Consider the following 16666-nt stretch of genomic DNA (forward strand, 5'->3'; position numbering starts at 1 on the left):
CACCATGGGCATTGTCGGCTGGATCGTCCTGGGACTCATCGCCGGAGTCATCGCCAAGGTCCTGCTGCCCGGGCGTGATCCCGGCGGCCTGATCGGCACCACGATCATCGGCATCGCCGGAGCGTTCGTCGGCGGCTGGCTGTCCGCCCGCTTCCTGGACCGCCCCGTCGCGCACCAGTTCTTCGACCTCACCACCTGGGGCTCCGCCATCGGGGGCTCGCTGGTTCTGCTGATCATCTACCGCATCTTCTTCGGTGACTCCCGGAGCTCGAGGCGCTGACAGCCGCCCGCCGCAGCGCTGCCCGTCAGCCGGCCGCCTCCTCGCGGTAGGCCGCGGCCTCCTCCAGGTCCAGCCGGCGCAGCAGCGTCCGCAGCATCTCGTCGTCGATGCGCCGTGCGTCGCGCAGCTCCACGAACACCTCGCGCTCGGCCCCGATCATCTCCCTGGCGAGCCGCCGGTAGGTCCCGTCCGCCGACTCCCCGGTGGTCTCGTTGACCGTGCCCAGCCGCTCCCACACCGCGTTGCGCCGCCGGTCCATCACGGTGCGCAGCCGGTCGGCGAGCGGCTGGGGCAGGGCGTTGCGCTCCTCGGCTAGGAGCGCGGTGAGCAGGGTTTCCGCGGCGGTCGACGCCTCACTCTGGGCCTGTGCCTCAGCGAGCGTCTCGGCCTGTACGTCGCGGGCCGGGATCTTCAGCCGGCGGATCAGCGGCGGCAGCGTGAGGCCCTGTACCACCAGGGTGGCGATCACCGTGGTGAAGGTCAGGAACAGCACCAGGTTGCGGGCCGGAAAGGGGTGTCCGTCGTCCATGGTCAGCGGGATCGAGAAGGCGATGGCGAGGGAGACGACGCCGCGCATCCCGGCCCAGCCCACGATGACGGGCGCGGTCCAGTTCGTGTCGGGTTCCCGCCCGCGGATCCGGGACGACAGCGCGCGGGGCAGGAAGGTCGCGGGGAAGACCCAGGCGAAGCGGGCGGCCACGACCGCGACGAAGACGGCGAACGCGTACCAGGCCGCCTCCGCCACCCCGTACTCGCCGAGGCCGCCGAGAACGATCCGCAACTGCAGCCCGATGAGCGCGAAGACCGTCGACTCCAGGATGAAGCCGACCATCTTCCACACCGCCGCCTCCTGGAGCCTGGTCGCGAAGTCGACCTGCCAGGAGCGGTGTCCGAGGTAGAGCCCGACGACCACGACGGCGAGCACGCCCGACGCGCCGACCCGTTCGGCCGCCGCGTAGGCGACGAACGGAATGAGCAGCGACAGGGTGTTCTGCAGCAGCGGTTCCCGCAGGTGCGTGCGCATCCAGTGCAGCGGCACCATGAGGATCAGGCCGACGATGACACCGCCCGCCGCCGCGACGGCGAATTCCCTGATGCCCTCGCCCCAAGTGGCTCCCACCCCCACGACGGCGGCCAGCGCGACCTTGTAGGCGGTGATCGCGGTCGCGTCGTTCACCAGCGACTCACCCTGCAGGATCGTCGTGATGCGCGAGGGCAGCCGGAGTCGGCGCGCGATCGCGGTGGCGGCGACCGCGTCGGGCGGGGCGATGACGGCACCCAGCACCAGGGCCGTGGTCAGCGGCAGGCCGGGCACCACCAGATAGGCGAGGTATCCGACGGTCACGGTCGCGAACAGGACATAGCCGACGGAGAGCAGCGCGACCGGGCGCGCGTTGGCCCGGAGATCGAGGTACGAGCTGTCGAGGGCGGCGGTGTGCAGCAGCGGCGGCAGGAGCAGGGGCAGCACGATCTTGGGGTCGAGGGTGTAGTCGGGCATGCCCGGCACGTACGAGGCGATAAGTCCGGTGGCGACCAGCAGCAAGGGCGCCGGCACCGGTGTGCGGCGGGCCGCGCCCGCGATCGCGGCACTGCCCGCGATCAACATCAACAGTGGCATGACATCCATCAGCTTCGGCCCGTTCCCATCTGGATCTCGTTCTCCGATTGCCGTCCACCCGATCTAACCTGGCAATCATGAGTGAGTGCCCGCATGTTCCCGACCTGCCGCGCCCCGAGCCGGCCCCGCTGGACGTCACGTGCCCCGAGTGCCTGGCCGTGGGCAGTCATCCCGTGCAGCTTCGGCTCTGTCTCGTGTGCGGCCATGTCGGCTGCTGCGACTCCTCGCCGTACCGGCACGCCTCCGGGCACTTCGAGACGACCGGGCATGCGGTGATGCGGAGTTTCGAGCCGGGCGAGAGCTGGCGCTGGTGCTTTGTCGACCTGCACCTCGTGTGAACCGTGTTCGAACCACGCCGTCGGCGGACCGGTCCGCGGGCGGTCCGTCGCGGGACAGCAGCAGGCCCGGCAGGTTCGCACGGGGGTGGCGGCCTGCCGGGCCTGTAGAACAACGGTAGCGATCCGGAACGGGAAAATACGGTCTCCGGCCCGCAACCCGTGCTGCGGATTCACGTCACGGCGCAGGCACGCAGACTCCCGGCGGGTCCCGGACGGCGCGGTCTCCCCCCACCGGGCGGTGATCCCGACCGCAAGATCGTTAATCGGCGTGCCGCCTCCTTTCACCTCATTGAGCGAGAACAACGCTTCCGCACACTCCTGCGGAAGCGCGCCGCCTAGCGTGTGGACGGGCACGGAACACGCGACGCCTCGTCAGGAGCGGACGACAGAAAGCCGCTGGTCCGGAGACACGCGAAAGGCCGCGCATCGATGTCACAACCCTTCGAACTCCCCCGCTTCTACATGCCGTATCCGGCGCGGATCAACCCTCATCTGGAGAGCGCGAGGATCCACTCCAAGGCGTGGGCCCGCTCGATGCGGATGATCGAGGGCTCCGGCATCTGGGATGAGCATCAGTTCGACTCCCATGACTACGCCCTGCTCTGCGCCTACACCCATCCGGACGCCTCGGGCCCCGAACTGGACCTGATCACCGACTGGTACGCCTGGGTGTTCTTCTTCGACGACCATTTCCTGGACATCTTCAAGCGCAGCGGGGACATGGCCGGCGCGAAGGCCTATCTCGACCGGCTCCCCGAATTCATGCCCGTGCATCCGGCCGGCGGCCCGCCGCCGGTGCCGACGAACGCGGTGGAAGAGGGCCTGGCCGACCTGTGGGCGCGCACGATTCCGACGATGTCGGAGCAGTGGCGCAGCCGTTTCCACGAGAGCACCCGGCACCTTCTCGAGGAATCCCTGTGGGAGCTGTCCAATATCAATGAGAGCCGGGTCGCCAACCCCATCGAGTACATCGAGATGCGCCGCAAGGTGGGCGGGGCGCCCTGGTCCGCGCACCTGGTCGAGCACGCGGTGGGCGCCGAGATCCCCGATGTGATCGCGGCCAGCCGGCCGATGCGCGTTCTCAAGGACACATTCTCCGACGGGGTGCACCTGCGCAACGACCTGTTCTCCTACCAGCGGGAGATCGAGGACGAGGGCGAACTGGCCAACGGCGTCCTGGTCCTGGAACGGTTCCTCGGCTGCGACACCCAACAGGCCGCAAACGAGGTCAACGAGCTGCTCACCTCCCGGCTCCAGCAGTTCGAGCACACGGCTCTCACCGAGGTGCCGCCGCTACTGGTGGAGCACGGCCTGGACCCGCAGTCCTGCCTGGACGTCTTCTCCTACGTCAAGGGCCTGCAGGACTGGCAGTCAGGCGGCCACGAGTGGCACATGCGCTCCAGCCGCTACATGAACGGCGCCTCCGACGGCCAGGCCACCGCGGACCAGGTGCTGGCCGGCCCGTTCGGCCTGGGCACCTCGGCGGCCCGGCTGGTGACCTCGCTGGTGACCTCGATGCCGAACCGGCTCAGCCGGTACACCCATGTGCCGTACACGGTCGTCGGCCCGCTGCCGCTCCCGGACTTCTACATGCCGTTCGAGACCCGGCTGAGCCCCCATCTGGACGCCTCACGCCGCCACACCATCGAGTGGGGCCGGCGGATGGGGATGCTGGACTCGCTGCCGGGGCTGCCCGGCTCCGGCCTCTGGGACGAACACCGGCTCAAGGGCTTCGACTTCGCCCTGTGCTCGGCGGGCATCCATCCGGACGCCACCGCGGACGAACTGGACCTGACCACCGACTGGCTGACCTGGGGGACCTACGCGGACGACTACTTCCCCGTCTTCTTCGGGCGCACCTTCGACATGGCCGGCGCGAAGGCCTGCAACGAACGGCTGTCGACGTTCATGCCCGTGGACGCGTCCCACGCCGTCCCGGCGGTTCCGCTGAACGCACTGGAACACGGCCTCGCCGACCTGTGGTCCCGTACCGCGGGCCCGATGACTGTGGACGCCCGCCGCACCTTCCGGGGCACGATCGAGGACATGACCGCCAGTTGGCTGTGGGAACTCTCCAACATGATGGAGAACCACATCCCCGACCCGGTCGACTACATCGAGATGCGCCGCAAGACCTTCGGCTCGGATCTCACGATGAGCCTGTCCCGGCTCTCCCACGGGAAGACGGTGCCGCCCGAGATCTACCGGACCCGGCCGGTGACGGCGATGGAGAACGCGGCGGCCGACTACGCCTACCTGGTCAATGATGTCTTCTCCTACCAGAAGGAGATCCAGTTCGAGGGCGAGATCCACAACGCCGTCCTCGTCGTCCAGAACTTCTTCAACTGCGGCCTCACCGAGGCCCTGGGGATGGTCAACGACCTGATGACCTCCCGCATGCGGGAGTTCCAGCACATCATCTCCACCGAACTGCCCGCCCTGTTCACCAACTTCGACCTGGGCTCCGAGGCCCGCGCCACCCTGGAGGGATACGCGGCGGAACTCAAGGACTGGCTGGCCGGAATCCTCACCTGGCACCGCGGCTGCCACCGCTACGAGGAGTCGGAGCTACGGCACCAACCCGCCATTCCGCCGCAGTTGTTGAGCGGTCCCGTCGGACTCGGCACCGCGGCCGCCAGACTGGTCCCGTCCGGCCGGGGCTGACGCGGCGGACCCGCCCCATGAGGATTCAGCGGCCGGGGCGCTCGGCGGCGAGTCGGCCGCGCTTCAGCCCGGGTGGACCTGGTCTCCCGCGGGCGGCTGCCGGAACTCCGCGAGGGCCTCGGAGAGCCACTCGATCCAGAAGATCTCCAGACCGATTCCGGCGCGCAGCACGAGATGGCGCAGCCGGTCCTCGCCACTGGGCTCCACGGCGGCGAAGTCGCGCTCCTCGATCGCGGTGTACTCGGCCAACTGCCGCCGGTGGGACACGAGATGGCGTTCCAGTTCGGGCTCGAGCCCGTCCCGCCCGACCACCGCCGCCGCGCGCAGGCGCAGCAGCAGGGCGTCGCGGATCGGCTTGGGGTCCTGGCTCCGGGACACCCAGCCGGTCAGCTCCGCGCGGCCTGCGGGCAGTACCTCGTACGCACGCTTCTGACCCCGGGACGGCGGCTGGGGCAGGGCGTGGATGAGGCCGGCCTGCTCCAGTTTCCCCAGCTCGCGGTAGATCTGCTGATGGGTGGCCGACCAGAAGAAGCCGATCGAGCGGTCGAAGCGACGCGTCAGCTCCAGCCCCGAGGACGGCTTCTCCAGCAGGGCGGTGAGGATGGCGTGCGGCAGCGACATGGTCTTACGGCGCCTCTCTGGGACCGGTCGGTTCGGCCGGGGTGTACCGGGACGTACCGGAGGCATCCTAGGATCGGCGGCGTCCTCCGGCCGACGTCACAGCAACGCCGTCACCATGCTGCCGTCACAGGACCACCGAATCCTGGCCGGTCACAGCGCCGCCGCCAGCTCGGTGCCCTGGCGGATGGCGCGCTTCGCGTCGAGTTCGGCGGCGATGTCGGCGCCGCCGATGAGGTGCGCCGGGTGCCCTGCTGCACGCAGCGCCTCGTACAGGTCGCGGCGCGGTTCCTGGCCGGTGCAGAGCACGACGGTGTCGACGTCGAGCACCTCGTGCCTGCCGTCGACCGTCACATGCAGCCCGTCGTCGTCGATGCGGTGGTACGTCACGCCGGCGACCATCGTGACACCGCGGTGCCGCAGTTCGGTGCGGTGGATCCAGCCGGTGGTCTTGCCGAGCCCCGCGCCGACCTTGGTCTCCTTGCGCTGCAGCAGATGAAGGCTGCGGGGCGAGGTGCCCCGGCGGGGCTTCCGCACCCCTCCCGGCGTGCCGAAGCCGGGGTCGATCCCCCACTGCCGGTAGAACGCCCCGGGGTCGAGACTCGCCGAGTCGCCCTGGTCGCTGAGGAATTCCGCGACGTCGAAACCGATGCCGCCGGCTCCGAGGATCGCGACGGACTGCCCCACATGTGCTCCGTCGCGCAGCACGTCCAGGTAGCTGAGCACGCTGGGATCGCCGACTCCCTCGATGTCCGGTGTCCGGGGGACGACGCCGGTGGCGAGCACGATCTCGTCGAATCCGGCTGAGGCGAGGGTGCCGACGGTGGCGGTGGTCTTCAGCCGTACGTCGACGCCCTGGATCTCCAGCTGCTCGCGGTAGTACCGCAGCGTCTCGTTGAACTCCTCCTTGCCCGGCACCTTCCGGGCGATGTTGAGCTGTCCCCCGATCTCGTCCGAGGCGTCGAAGAGGGTGACCGCGTGACCGCGCTCGGCCGCCGACACCGCGAAGGCGAGTCCGGCGGGACCCGCGCCGACCACACCGACGCGCTTGCGGAGCCGGGTCGGCCGGAGGACCAGTTCCGTCTCGTGGCAGGCGCGGGGGTTGACCAGACAGGACGTGATCAACCCGCTGAACGTGTGGTCCAGGCATGCCTGGTTGCAGCCGATACAGGTGTTGATGGTGGCGGACTCGCCGCGCTGCGTCTTCGCGACGAAGTCGGGGTCGGCCAGCAGCGGGCGGGCCAGCGACACCATGTCGGCGTAGCCTTCGGCGATCAACTGCTCAGCCAGTTCAGGGGTGTTGATGCGGTTGCTGGTCACCAGGGGGATCTCCACGGATCCCATGACCTTCTTCGTCACCCAGGTGTAGGCACCGCGCGGTACGGAGGTCGCGATGGTGGGAATCCGCGCCTCGTGCCAGCCGATCCCGGTGTTGATGATCGTCGCGCCGGCCGCTTCGATCTCCTGGGCGAGGGTGATCACCTCCGCCAGGGAGGACCCGCCCGGAATGAGGTCGAGCATCGACAGGCGGTAGATGAGGATGAAGTCCGGGCCCACCCGCTCACGGACGCGCCGGACGATCTCGACCGGGAAGCGGATCCGGTTCTCGTACGCGCCGCCCCAGCGGTCCTCCCGCTGGTTGGTCGGCGCCGCGATGAACTCGTTGATCAGGTATCCCTCGGACCCCATGATCTCGACGCCGTCGTAGCCGGCGAGCTTCGCGAGCGCGGCCGTCCGTACGAAGTCCTCGACAGTCTGCTCGACCTCGTCCTCCGACAGCGCGTGCGGAGTGAAGCGGCTGATGGGTGCCTGGATCGCACTGGGCGCGACGAGGTCGGCATGGTGCGCGTACCGGCCGAAGTGCAGGATCTGCATCGCGATCCTGGCGCCCTCGCGGTGGACGGCTTCGGTCACCAGCGTGTGCTGCTCTGCTTCGGCCTCCGTGGTCAGCTTCGCGCCGCCCTCGTACGGGCGCCCCTGATCGTTGGGGGCGATCCCGCCGGTGACCATGAGCCCGACGCCGCCGCGGGCTCGGGTGGCGTAGAACTCGGCCATCCGCTCGAAGCCGCGGGGCGCCTCCTCCAGGCCGACGTGCATCGAACCCATCAGCACACGGTTGGGCAGTGTGGTGAAGCCCAGGTCAAGGGGGCTCAGCAGGTGGGGGTAGTCGCTCATCAAGCGCCTCCTCGCGCGAAACTCATTGCGCAAGTTCTAGACCAGTCGAGCCGATTATGCAACAAGTTGCACATGCGAGGCCCGCCGCACTGCCTTCGGCCCGCGAGCACTCCGCGCCAGCCGGTCATCCTCCGCTGCCCGCGCCGTCCTCCGTTCGCTCCGGCAGCGTGGCGCGGGCGTGCCGGACCAGGGCGCGCGCGGCCGGGCCGGCCGGACCCTCGGACCGCCAGGCGAGAGCGAGGCGCCCGCGCAGCCGGGGGCGGGTGAGGCTCACCGCGTGGAGCTCACCGGCATAGGAACGGGCGAGGGACTCGGGCAGGATCGCCGCGCCCAGGCCCCGGGCGGCGAGCTGCGCGAGGACGTTGGGATCCCCGGCCTCGAAGGCGATCCGCGGCTGGAAGCCCGCTGCGGCGCAGGCGCCGTCGAGCACGGCGCGCAGCCCGGTGCCCCGCGGGAGGCACATCAGGGGCCGGCCTGCGAGGGCGTCGAGCGCGACGGTGGTCCGGGTGGCCAGCGGATCACTGAGCCCGACGGCGACGGCGACGACGAACGGCTCGTCCACGACGACCTGGATTCCGATTCCCGGCGGGGGCGCGCCCGCCAGACCGACGACCGCCAGGTCGATCCGGCCGGTCAGCAGCGCCTGGAGCAGGTTGTCCGAGGTGTCCTCGGTGAGGCCGATCTCCACGGCCGGGTGGCTGTGATGGAAGCCGGCCAGCAGGCCCGGGAGGTCGACGCCCCGTCCGAGCGAGGTCACGGTACCGACCGCGACATGCCCGCGCACCAGGCCGGTCAGCTCCTCGACGGCCTGGCGGGCACCGGCGACCGCGGCGAGCGCGGCCCGCGCGTAGGGCAGCACGGCGGCGCCCACCTCGGTGGGCCGCACCGTGCGCCCCGAGCGGTCCAGCAGGTCCTGGCCCAGCTCGCGCTCAAGCTGCCGGATCTGCGCGCTCACCCCGGGCTGCGCCACATGCAGCTTGGCCGCGGCCTTCGTGAAGCTCGCCTCCTCGGAGACCGTCACGAGGTATTCCAGCTGACGCAGTTCCATAACCAAATACGCTAGCAGCAGGCCGGTCCAGATCAAGGCCTTATAGCCACAGGAGAGCACGGATCGAGCGAGGATCCCCGTCCACCGACAAGAAGATACGTCTGGACAAAAATAATTGTCGGTGAGATGGTGGACCCATGTTGGACGTGACAGTGATCGAGGACCCGGCAGCAGCCGAGGTCTCGCTTGCGCCGATACGTGCCCGGCTGCTCGCCGAGCTGATCGAGCCGGCGTCGGCCACGATGCTGGCCGCCCGGGTCGGCCTGCCCCGGCAGAAGGTGAACTACCACCTCAAGGCGCTGGAACGGCACGGCCTGGTCGAGCTGGTCGGCGAACGCAAGAAGGGCAATGTGACGGAGCGGCTGATGCGTGCCACAGCGGCGTCGTATGTGATCTCCCCGCTCGCGCTGGCCGCGGTGCAGCCCGATCCGAGCCGCTCGCGTGACCAGCTGTCCGCCCGCTGGCTGCTCGCCGTCGCCGCCCGGCTGGTGCGCGACGTCGGCACGCTGGTCACCGGCGCGGCCAAGGCCCGTCGGCCGCTCGCGACGTTCGCGCTGGACGGCGAGGTGCGGTTCGCCTCCGCCGCCGACCGGGCGGCGTTCATCGAGGAACTGGCGGCCGGCGTCGGCGCGCTGGTCCTCAAGTACGACGTCGCGTCGGCGGAGGGCGGGCGGGACCACCGCGTCGTCGTCGCCCTCCACCCCACCGTGAAACCCACGGCACTCGCGGCCGCGCCCGGGACCGGGGCGGCCGAGACCCCGCCGGCCGAGGAAGAACCACCCGCAGCCGGGAGCCCCCCGGCCATCACCAACGAGGAGTTGTCATGAGGAAACTGGTCGTATCGATGTTCCTGACTCTCGACGGCGTCATGGAGGCGCCGGACCAGTGGCACGGCGCGTACTTCGACGACGAGATGGGAGCGACGGTCGGCGCCCAGATGGCCGCCTCCGACGCCCTGCTCCTGGGCCGCGTCACCTACGAGGGATTCGCGGCCGCCTGGCCGAACATGGCCGACGAGCCGGGCGCGGACCACATGAACGGCTCCGCCAAGTACGTCGTCTCGACGACGCTGGACAAGGCCGAGTGGAACAACTCGACGGTGCTCTCCGGAAACCTGGCCGACGAGGTCAACCGCCTCAAGCAGCAGCCCGGCAAGAACATCACGGTGATGGGCAGCGCCACCCTCATCCAGTCGCTGATGCGCGAAGACCTCATCGACGAGTACCAGTTGCTGATCGACCCCGTGATCATCGGCAGCGGCAAGCGCCTCTTCCAGGACGGGCTCGACCACAAGGCGCTCACGCTCGTCGATTCCAAGACCTTCAGCACCGGCGTCCTCTACCTCACCTACCGGCCGGCCCACCAGGCCTAAGGAGTCACATCATGCCGAAGCAGTTCGAGATCATCCGGGAGTTCGAGGTTCAGGCCACTCCCGAACAGGTCTGGGAAGCGATCACCACCGGCACGGCCGGATGGCTGTGGCCGCTGGAGTACGAGCCCCGGGAGGGCGGCGCGGCCCCCTTCGGCGGCACCGTGACCGCCTGGGACCCGCCGCACCGGCTCACCGGCCGGGTCGAGAGCCCGGAGGGCGTCGAGAACCAGACGTTCAATCAGCTGGACCATGTCATCGAGCCGCGTGAGGGAGGCCGCGCCTGGGTGCGCTACGTGCACAGCGGCATCTTCGTGGACGACTGGGACAACCAGTACGACGGCGCCGACAAGCACACCGACTTCTATCTGCACACCCTCCGCCAGTACCTGGAGTTCTTCCCCGGCCGTACCGCGGCCTACGCCGCGGCCGAGGGTCCCGCCGCGTCAACCGCGCCGGACGCGTTCGAGGTGCTCGGCCGCGCGCTGGGGCTGGCCGACGACGCGTCGGCGGGCACCAAGGTACGGGTAGGACTGCCCGGCCCCGACGCGGTCGACGCCGTGATCGACTACCGGAACGCCAACTTCATCGGACTGCGTACCGGCGACGCGCTGTACCGCTTCTTCGGCAGGAACGCCTTCGGCGCGCCGATCGGCATCGTGGTGCACCGGTTCGGCACCGGGGCCGACAGCGACAGCGACAGCACGAAGGCGACCGAACGTGCCTGGCAGAAGTGGATCGACGGACTGTTCGTCTGAGCTCCGCCAGGGCCCGGCACGGCACCGTCAGGTGGCGTAGACCTGGAACTCGGAGACCTGACCCGCCGGCCACCCGGTGTTGGCGGTGAAGTCGAGCCGCAGATAACGGACAGTGGCGGTGGCCGGGAAGGTGATGGTGGCGGTGTTACCGGTGGCCGGGTTGAAGGTGCAGGCGGTGGAACCAGCCACCGCGGTGAAGTTCGCGCCGTCGGTACTGCCCCGGACGGAGAGCGTCTGGATCCTGGTCCCCCAGGCGGTGGCCGGCGGCACGGTGAGCACCACCCGCTTGGTGCCGGTCGTGGAGCCGAGATCGACCTGGAGCCACTGGGGGAAGGCGTTGTTGGCGCTCTCCCAGTAGCTGTTGGCGTCACCGTCGACGGCGTTGCCGGAGCCGTAGCCCTGAGTGTGACCGCTCTCCGCGGTCGCCTTGTGCAACGCGAGGTTCGCGCTGCCGCCGGCGACGACCGGGGCGGTCGGGCATACGGGGGTCAGCTGGAGCTGCCCCTTGAGCATTCTGCCGCCGTCGGCCGTGAGCCTCAGGTGACGACGTCCAGACAGGCCGCGGGGGTCCAGGGGTGGTTGTCGTCGGCGAAGCCGAAGCGGCCCCCGCCGTCACCGATCCGATGAACACCCGGCGTGAGATCCCCATGTGGACTCCTCCCGTTGAGCACGGTTGAGCGCCGTGAGCGCCGTTGAGCGGTCAGCGGCAGATCGTAGCCACGGCGAAACATGGACGCAATAGACAACGCAGTATGAGCAAGATTTGTGAAGAGACCTGCAAACTCAGCCCACTTGCAGCTCGTAACCGGCGGAGTGGGACGTTCCACCTCCGTTCCGCCCGGTTCCGCCCGGCCAATACCCCTCCGCGCGCTGCCGGACCGCTCGGCTCCGGACACCCGCAAGCCGATCTTGCCTGAGCGTAGACGTGGCTGTAGCACGTCCGTAACACTCTGCTAACTCAATGCAAATTAATTGCAGAGTGACGTTCATTCCTCGCTGTTCTCCGCAATTTCCAAGGCGAGTTCGTGGCCGTGTCGTGGCCTTGCTCGCCCCGCACCCCCCACCCCGGCACTTCGGACGAGAGATAGAGGAACGCAGTGAGAACGAAGCGGATACCCAAGCTGGTCGCGGGCTCGCTCGCGGCCGGTCTGATGCTTCTCGGCGGGCCGGTTCTCCGGGCCGCGGCGGCCGAGCGCGCCCCCGACGCGGCGGCGGGGAGGACGACCTCGGCCAGCACCTCCAGCGGCGGCAAGGCGGCCGGAAACATCAACGACGGTGACCAGTCCACGTATTGGGAGGGCAGCGGCAGCGCCCTGCCGCAGTGGGCCCAGCTCGACCTGGGCCGCAGCAGGACCGTCGACCAGGTCACGCTGAAGGTCCCGGCGGGCTGGTCGAGCCGCACCCAGACGCTCGCGGTCCAGGGCAGCGCCGACGGAACGAGCTACGCGACGATCGTCGGCTCCGCCAAGTACGTCTTCGCCCCGGGCTCGGGCAACACCGTGAAGATCAAGTTCCCGGCGGCCAACCCCCGTTTCGTCCGGGTCGAGGTCACGGCGAACACCGCCAAGCCCGCGGCTCAGATCTCCGAACTGCAGGTCGCCGATGCGGCTGCCCCGACCGACAATCTGGCCATCTCCAAGACGTTGTCGGCCAGCAGCTCCAACTCCCCCTATGTGGCGGGCAACGCCAACGACGGCAACCAGGCCAGCTACTGGGAGAGCGCCAACAACGCCTTCCCGCAGTGGATCCAGGCCGACCTCGGTGCTGCCGTCGGGGTGAACCAGCTGGTGCTGAAACTGCCGGCCGGCTGGGGCAGCAGGACCCAGACGCTGGCCGTGCAGGGCAGCGCCAACGGTTCGTCCTTCACCGACATCGTCGCGTCCAAGGGCTATCTCTTCGACCCGGCCGCCGCGAATACGGTGACGATCAGCTTCAACGCGACGACCACCCGGTACGTGCGGCTGAACATCACCGCGAACACCGGCTGGCCGGCGGGTCAGCTGTCCGAGTTGGAGGTCTACGGACCGACCACCGGAGACACCCAGCCGCCCACCGCGCCGACGGGCCTCGCCTACACCCAGCCGGCCTCCGGTCAGATCAAGCTGACCTGGAACGCCTCGACGGACAACGTCGGCGTGACCGGCTACGACGTATACGCCAACAACACGCTCCGCACGACCGTGGCCGGAAACGTCCTCACCTTCACCGACAGCCAGCCCGACACCGCGACCGTGTCCTACTACGTCCAGGCCAGGGACGCGGCCGGCAACCAGTCCGGCAGCAGCAACACGGTGACCCGCACGGGCACCGGTGGCGGCGGTACGAACCTGGCGGTCGGCAAGGCCATCACCGCCTCGTCCACGATCCTCAACTTCGTCGCCGCGAACGCGAACGACAACAACGTGGCGACCTACTGGGAGGCGAACGGCGGCAGCTACCCGAACACGCTGACCGTCGCGCTGGGCTCGAACGCCGACGTCAACTCGGTCGTGCTGAAACTCAACCCCGACGCCGCCTGGTCCACGCGCACCCAGACCATCCAGGTTCTCGGGCGCGAGCAGAGCTCCTCGTCCTTGACCAGCCTGACCTCACCGACCGTCTACACGTTCAACCCGGCCTCGGGCAACACGGTGACGATTCCGGTCAGCGGACGCGTCGCAGACGTCCAGCTCAAGATCACGTCCAACTCCGGTGCGGGCGGCGGCCAGGTCGCCGAGTTCCAGGTGATCGGCACACCGGCTCCCAATCCGGATCTCACGGTCACCGGTATCACCGCCTCGCCCGCCTCCCCGGTCGAGACCGACCCGGTCACGCTGTCCGCGACGGTCAAGAACATCGGACCCGTAGCGGCGGGCGCGACGAACGTCACCTTCTACCTCGGCACGACGCTGGTCGGCACCGCGCCGGTCGCCGCTCTGGCCGCGGGTGCGTCCGCGACCGTGTCCGCCAATATCGGCGTCCGTGACGCGGGGTCCTACCCGCTGACCGCGAAGGTCGACGAGGCCAACGCCGTCATCGAGCAGAACGAGGCGAACAACAGCTTCAGCAGCCCGACCCCGCTGGTCGTCACCCCGGTGGCAAGCTCCGACCTGATCGCCTCGCCCGTCAGCTGGACCCCGGGCAACCCGGCGGCCGGCAACACCGTGACGTTCTCGGTGGCCATCAAGAACCAGGGCACCATCGCCTCCGCGAGCGGCGCCCACGGCATCACCCTGACGGTCACCGACCTCACATCGGGCTCCGTCGTCAAGACCCTGACCGGCTCCTCCGACGGCGCGATCGCCGCCGGCGGCACCGCCAGCCCGGTGAGCCTGGGCACCTGGACGGCCGGCAACGGCAAGTACAGCGTCAAGACCGTCCTGGCCAACGACGCCAATGAACTGCCCGTCAAGCAGGCCAACAACACCAGCACCCAGCCGCTGTTCGTCGGACGCGGCGCGAACATGCCGTACGACATGTACGAGGCCGAGAACGGCGTCCTCGGTGGCGGCGCTGCCGTCGTCGGCCCGAACCGGACCGTCGGCGACCTGGCGGGTGAGGCGTCCGGCCGCAAGGCCGTCACGCTGAACTCGACCGGTTCCTCGGTCGAGTTCACCACCAAGGCCAGCACCAACACCCTGGTCACCCGCTTCTCCATCCCGGACGCGCCCGGAGGCGGCGGGATCAACTCCACGCTGAATGTGTACGTCGACGGCGTCTTCCTCAAGGCCATCGACCTGACCTCCAAGCACGCCTGGCTGTACGGGGCCGAGGCCGGCCCCAGCAACTCGCCCGGCGCGGGCGGCCCCCGGCACATCTACGACGAGGGCAATCTACTGCTCGGGACGACCGTCCCGGCCGGCCACAAGATCAAGCTCCAGAAGGACGCCGCCAACACGACGACCTACGCGATCGACTTCATCAACCTCGAGCAGACAGCGCCGATCGCCAACCCCGACCCGGCCAAGTACACCGTTCCGGCCGGGTTCACCCAGCAGGACGTACAGAACGCACTCGACAAGGTCCGGATGGACGCCACCGGCACACTGGTCGGCGTCTACCTGCCCCCGGGCGATTACCCGACGGCGAACAAGTTCCAGGTGTACGGCAAGGCCGTCAAACTGGTCGGCGCCGGCCCGTGGTACACCCGCTTCCAGGCACCGGCGACCCAGGAGAACACCGACATCGGACTCGCGGTGCAGCCCACCGCATCCGGCTCCACGTTCTCCGGCTTCGGCTACTTCGGGAACTACACGGACCGCGTCGGCGACGGCAAGGTCTTCTCGATCGCCAACGTCACCAATCTGACGATCGACAACCTGTGGACCGAACACGAACTGTGCATGTACTGGGGTGCGAACACGGACAACGTCACGATCAAGAACTCCCGGATCCGTGACACCTTCGCCGACGGCATCAACATGACCAACGGCAGCACCAACAACCTGGTCAGCAACAACGAGTCCCGCTCCACGGGCGACGACAGCTTCGCGCTGTTCGCGGCCATCGACAACAACAACGCCCAGCAGACAGGGAACATCTTCGAGAACCTCACCTCGCTGCTGACCTGGCGCGCCGCCGGTGCCGCCGTCTACGGCGGCTACGACAACATCTTCCGCAACATGTACATCGCGGACACGCTCACCTACTCGGGTGTCACCATCAGCTCGCTGGACTTCGGCATCCCGATGCTCGGGTTCGGCGCCAGCCCGCCCACCCAGTTCCAGAACATTTCCATCGTCCGTGCCGGCGGTCACTTCTGGGGCGGCCAGACCTTCCCCGCCATCTGGGTCTTCTCGGCCTCAAAGGTGTTCCAGGGCATCCGGGTCAGTGACGTGGACATCGTGGACCCGACCTACTCCGGGATCATGTTCCAGACGAAGTACACCGGCAGCACGCCGGAGAACCCGGTCACGGACACCGTCTTCACCGACATCACGATCAGCGGTGCCCAGAAGAGCGGTGACGCCTTCGACGCCAAGTCCGGCTTCGGCATCTGGGCCAATGAGCTGCCCGAGCCCGGCCAGGGTCCGGCCGTCGGATCCGTCACGTTCAACAACCTCAAGATGAGCAACAACTTCCAGAACATCAAGAACACGACCTCGACCTTCACCATCGTCCAGAACCCGTAAGGGCCGGAAGGAGCAGCCAGCCAGTCGCATGGACGCGAGTGCCGCCGGGAGACCTGACCCTCCCGGCGGCACTCGCGTCATGCGTGGCGCGCGGTCCCTGCTGCGTCGTCCGTGGTGCATAGTGCGACTCGCATCGCGCGTTTTCGCAATCCGGCAAAGGAGCTGGTCATGTCGTACCCGGAGCCCCGCTATCTCGGTGACAAGGGCGAGATCAACGCTGTGTTCAGGCCCGCCGACACCGAGGCCGATCTGATCTCCCCCTCGGGCAACCGCACCCACTACCTCGCGACCCACGCCGGCACCGGAGGCGAGTTCGGGCTCTACAGGGTGGACATGGGCCCGAAGTCGCCCGGCCCGACCACCCACTTCCACAAGGCGATCTCGGAGTCCTTCTTCGTCCTGTCCGGCGAGGTGAGCCTGTTCAACGGCGAGGGCTGGATCACCGCACGTTCCGGGGACTTCCTGTACGTCCCGGTCGGCGGGCTGCACGCCTTCAAGAACGACTCCGACGACCCTTCATCCATGCTTCTGCTCTTCGCCCCGGGCGCTCCGCGCGAGGAGTACTTCGAGCAGGTCGCGGCGATGGCGCGGCGCGGCGGCCAGGAGTTCGCCGACTTCCTCGTCCGGCACGACAGCTTCTTCGTCGACCAGGAAGACGGGCCCGCCCGCTGACACAGCGGCGCGCGT

The 16666-nt window shown here is 68.9% G+C and carries 13 protein-coding genes; 8 read left to right on the top strand and 5 right to left on the bottom strand.

Annotated elements, in window-relative coordinates:
- Positions 1–4 precede the first annotated feature (4 nt).
- Complete coding sequence (locus QMK24_RS10235; protein WP_283465078.1) at positions 5–280, top strand: GlsB/YeaQ/YmgE family stress response membrane protein; 276 nt, start codon at positions 5–7, stop codon at positions 278–280.
- Positions 281–305: 25 nt separating this feature from the next.
- Here QMK24_RS10235 and QMK24_RS10240 read toward each other — a convergent pair whose 3' ends face one another.
- Positions 306–1907, bottom strand: coding sequence for a Na+/H+ antiporter (locus tag QMK24_RS10240; protein WP_283465079.1), 1602 nt, complete (start codon positions 1905–1907; stop codon positions 306–308).
- Positions 1908–1975: 68 nt separating this feature from the next.
- On the opposite strand from QMK24_RS10240, the gene QMK24_RS10245 reads away from it, so the two are divergent.
- Together QMK24_RS10245 and QMK24_RS10250 are read left to right on the top strand one after the other, a co-directional pair.
- A complete protein-coding gene (locus QMK24_RS10245; RefSeq protein ID WP_283465080.1) occupies positions 1976–2236 on the top strand; it encodes a UBP-type zinc finger domain-containing protein in 261 nt (86 codons plus the stop codon).
- Between the two features lie 429 nt (positions 2237–2665).
- Positions 2666–4900: a family 2 encapsulin nanocompartment cargo protein terpene cyclase gene (locus QMK24_RS10250; protein ID WP_283465081.1), complete on the top strand. Its 2235-nt coding sequence runs from the start codon at positions 2666–2668 to the stop codon at positions 4898–4900.
- Between the two features lie 63 nt (positions 4901–4963).
- Here the strand turns inward: QMK24_RS10250 and QMK24_RS10255 are convergent, their stop codons facing one another.
- The 3 genes from QMK24_RS10255 to QMK24_RS10265 form a co-directional block, all read right to left on the bottom strand.
- Entirely contained in the window at positions 4964–5521 is a 558-nt protein-coding gene (locus QMK24_RS10255) for a PadR family transcriptional regulator (protein ID WP_283465082.1), read from the bottom strand.
- 150 nt (positions 5522–5671) lie between these two features.
- Positions 5672–7693 (bottom strand): oxidoreductase, encoded by a 2022-nt coding sequence (locus QMK24_RS10260; protein ID WP_283465083.1) that lies wholly within the window; start codon positions 7691–7693, stop codon positions 5672–5674.
- 124 nt (positions 7694–7817) lie between these two features.
- Positions 7818–8741 (bottom strand): LysR family transcriptional regulator, encoded by a 924-nt coding sequence (locus tag QMK24_RS10265; protein ID WP_283465084.1) that lies wholly within the window; start codon positions 8739–8741, stop codon positions 7818–7820.
- A gap of 137 nt (positions 8742–8878) precedes the next feature.
- On the opposite strand from QMK24_RS10265, the gene QMK24_RS10270 reads away from it, so the two are divergent.
- The 3 genes from QMK24_RS10270 to QMK24_RS10280 are packed head-to-tail and all read left to right on the top strand — an operon-like array spanning position 8879 to position 10868.
- Positions 8879–9568, top strand: coding sequence for an ArsR/SmtB family transcription factor (locus QMK24_RS10270; RefSeq protein WP_283465086.1), 690 nt, complete (start codon positions 8879–8881; stop codon positions 9566–9568).
- The gene (locus QMK24_RS10275) at positions 9565–10113 is read left to right on the top strand and encodes a dihydrofolate reductase family protein (protein WP_283465088.1); all 549 of its coding nucleotides are present in this window, start codon (positions 9565–9567) and stop codon (positions 10111–10113) included. The genes QMK24_RS10270 and QMK24_RS10275 overlap by 4 nt, the downstream gene beginning before the upstream one ends.
- Positions 10114–10124: 11 nt before the next feature.
- Positions 10125–10868: an SRPBCC family protein gene (locus tag QMK24_RS10280; protein ID WP_283465090.1), complete on the top strand. Its 744-nt coding sequence runs from the start codon at positions 10125–10127 to the stop codon at positions 10866–10868.
- A 27-nt stretch (positions 10869–10895) separates the two neighbouring features.
- Here the strand turns inward: QMK24_RS10280 and QMK24_RS10285 are convergent, their stop codons facing one another.
- Entirely contained in the window at positions 10896–11381 is a 486-nt protein-coding gene (locus tag QMK24_RS10285; protein WP_349307839.1) for a discoidin domain-containing protein, read from the bottom strand.
- Between the two features lie 638 nt (positions 11382–12019).
- Between QMK24_RS10285 and QMK24_RS10290 the strand changes: the two genes are divergently transcribed.
- The gene (locus QMK24_RS10290; RefSeq protein WP_283465103.1) at positions 12020–15979 is read left to right on the top strand and encodes a discoidin domain-containing protein; all 3960 of its coding nucleotides are present in this window, start codon (positions 12020–12022) and stop codon (positions 15977–15979) included.
- Positions 15980–16147: 168 nt separating this feature from the next.
- Positions 16148–16651, top strand: coding sequence for a cupin domain-containing protein (locus QMK24_RS10295; protein WP_283465091.1), 504 nt, complete (start codon positions 16148–16150; stop codon positions 16649–16651).
- Positions 16652–16666: the final 15 nt, after the last annotated feature.

Source organism: Streptomyces sp. PH10-H1 (genome assembly GCF_030063355.1).
Classification (GTDB): domain Bacteria; phylum Actinomycetota; class Actinomycetes; order Streptomycetales; family Streptomycetaceae; genus Actinacidiphila.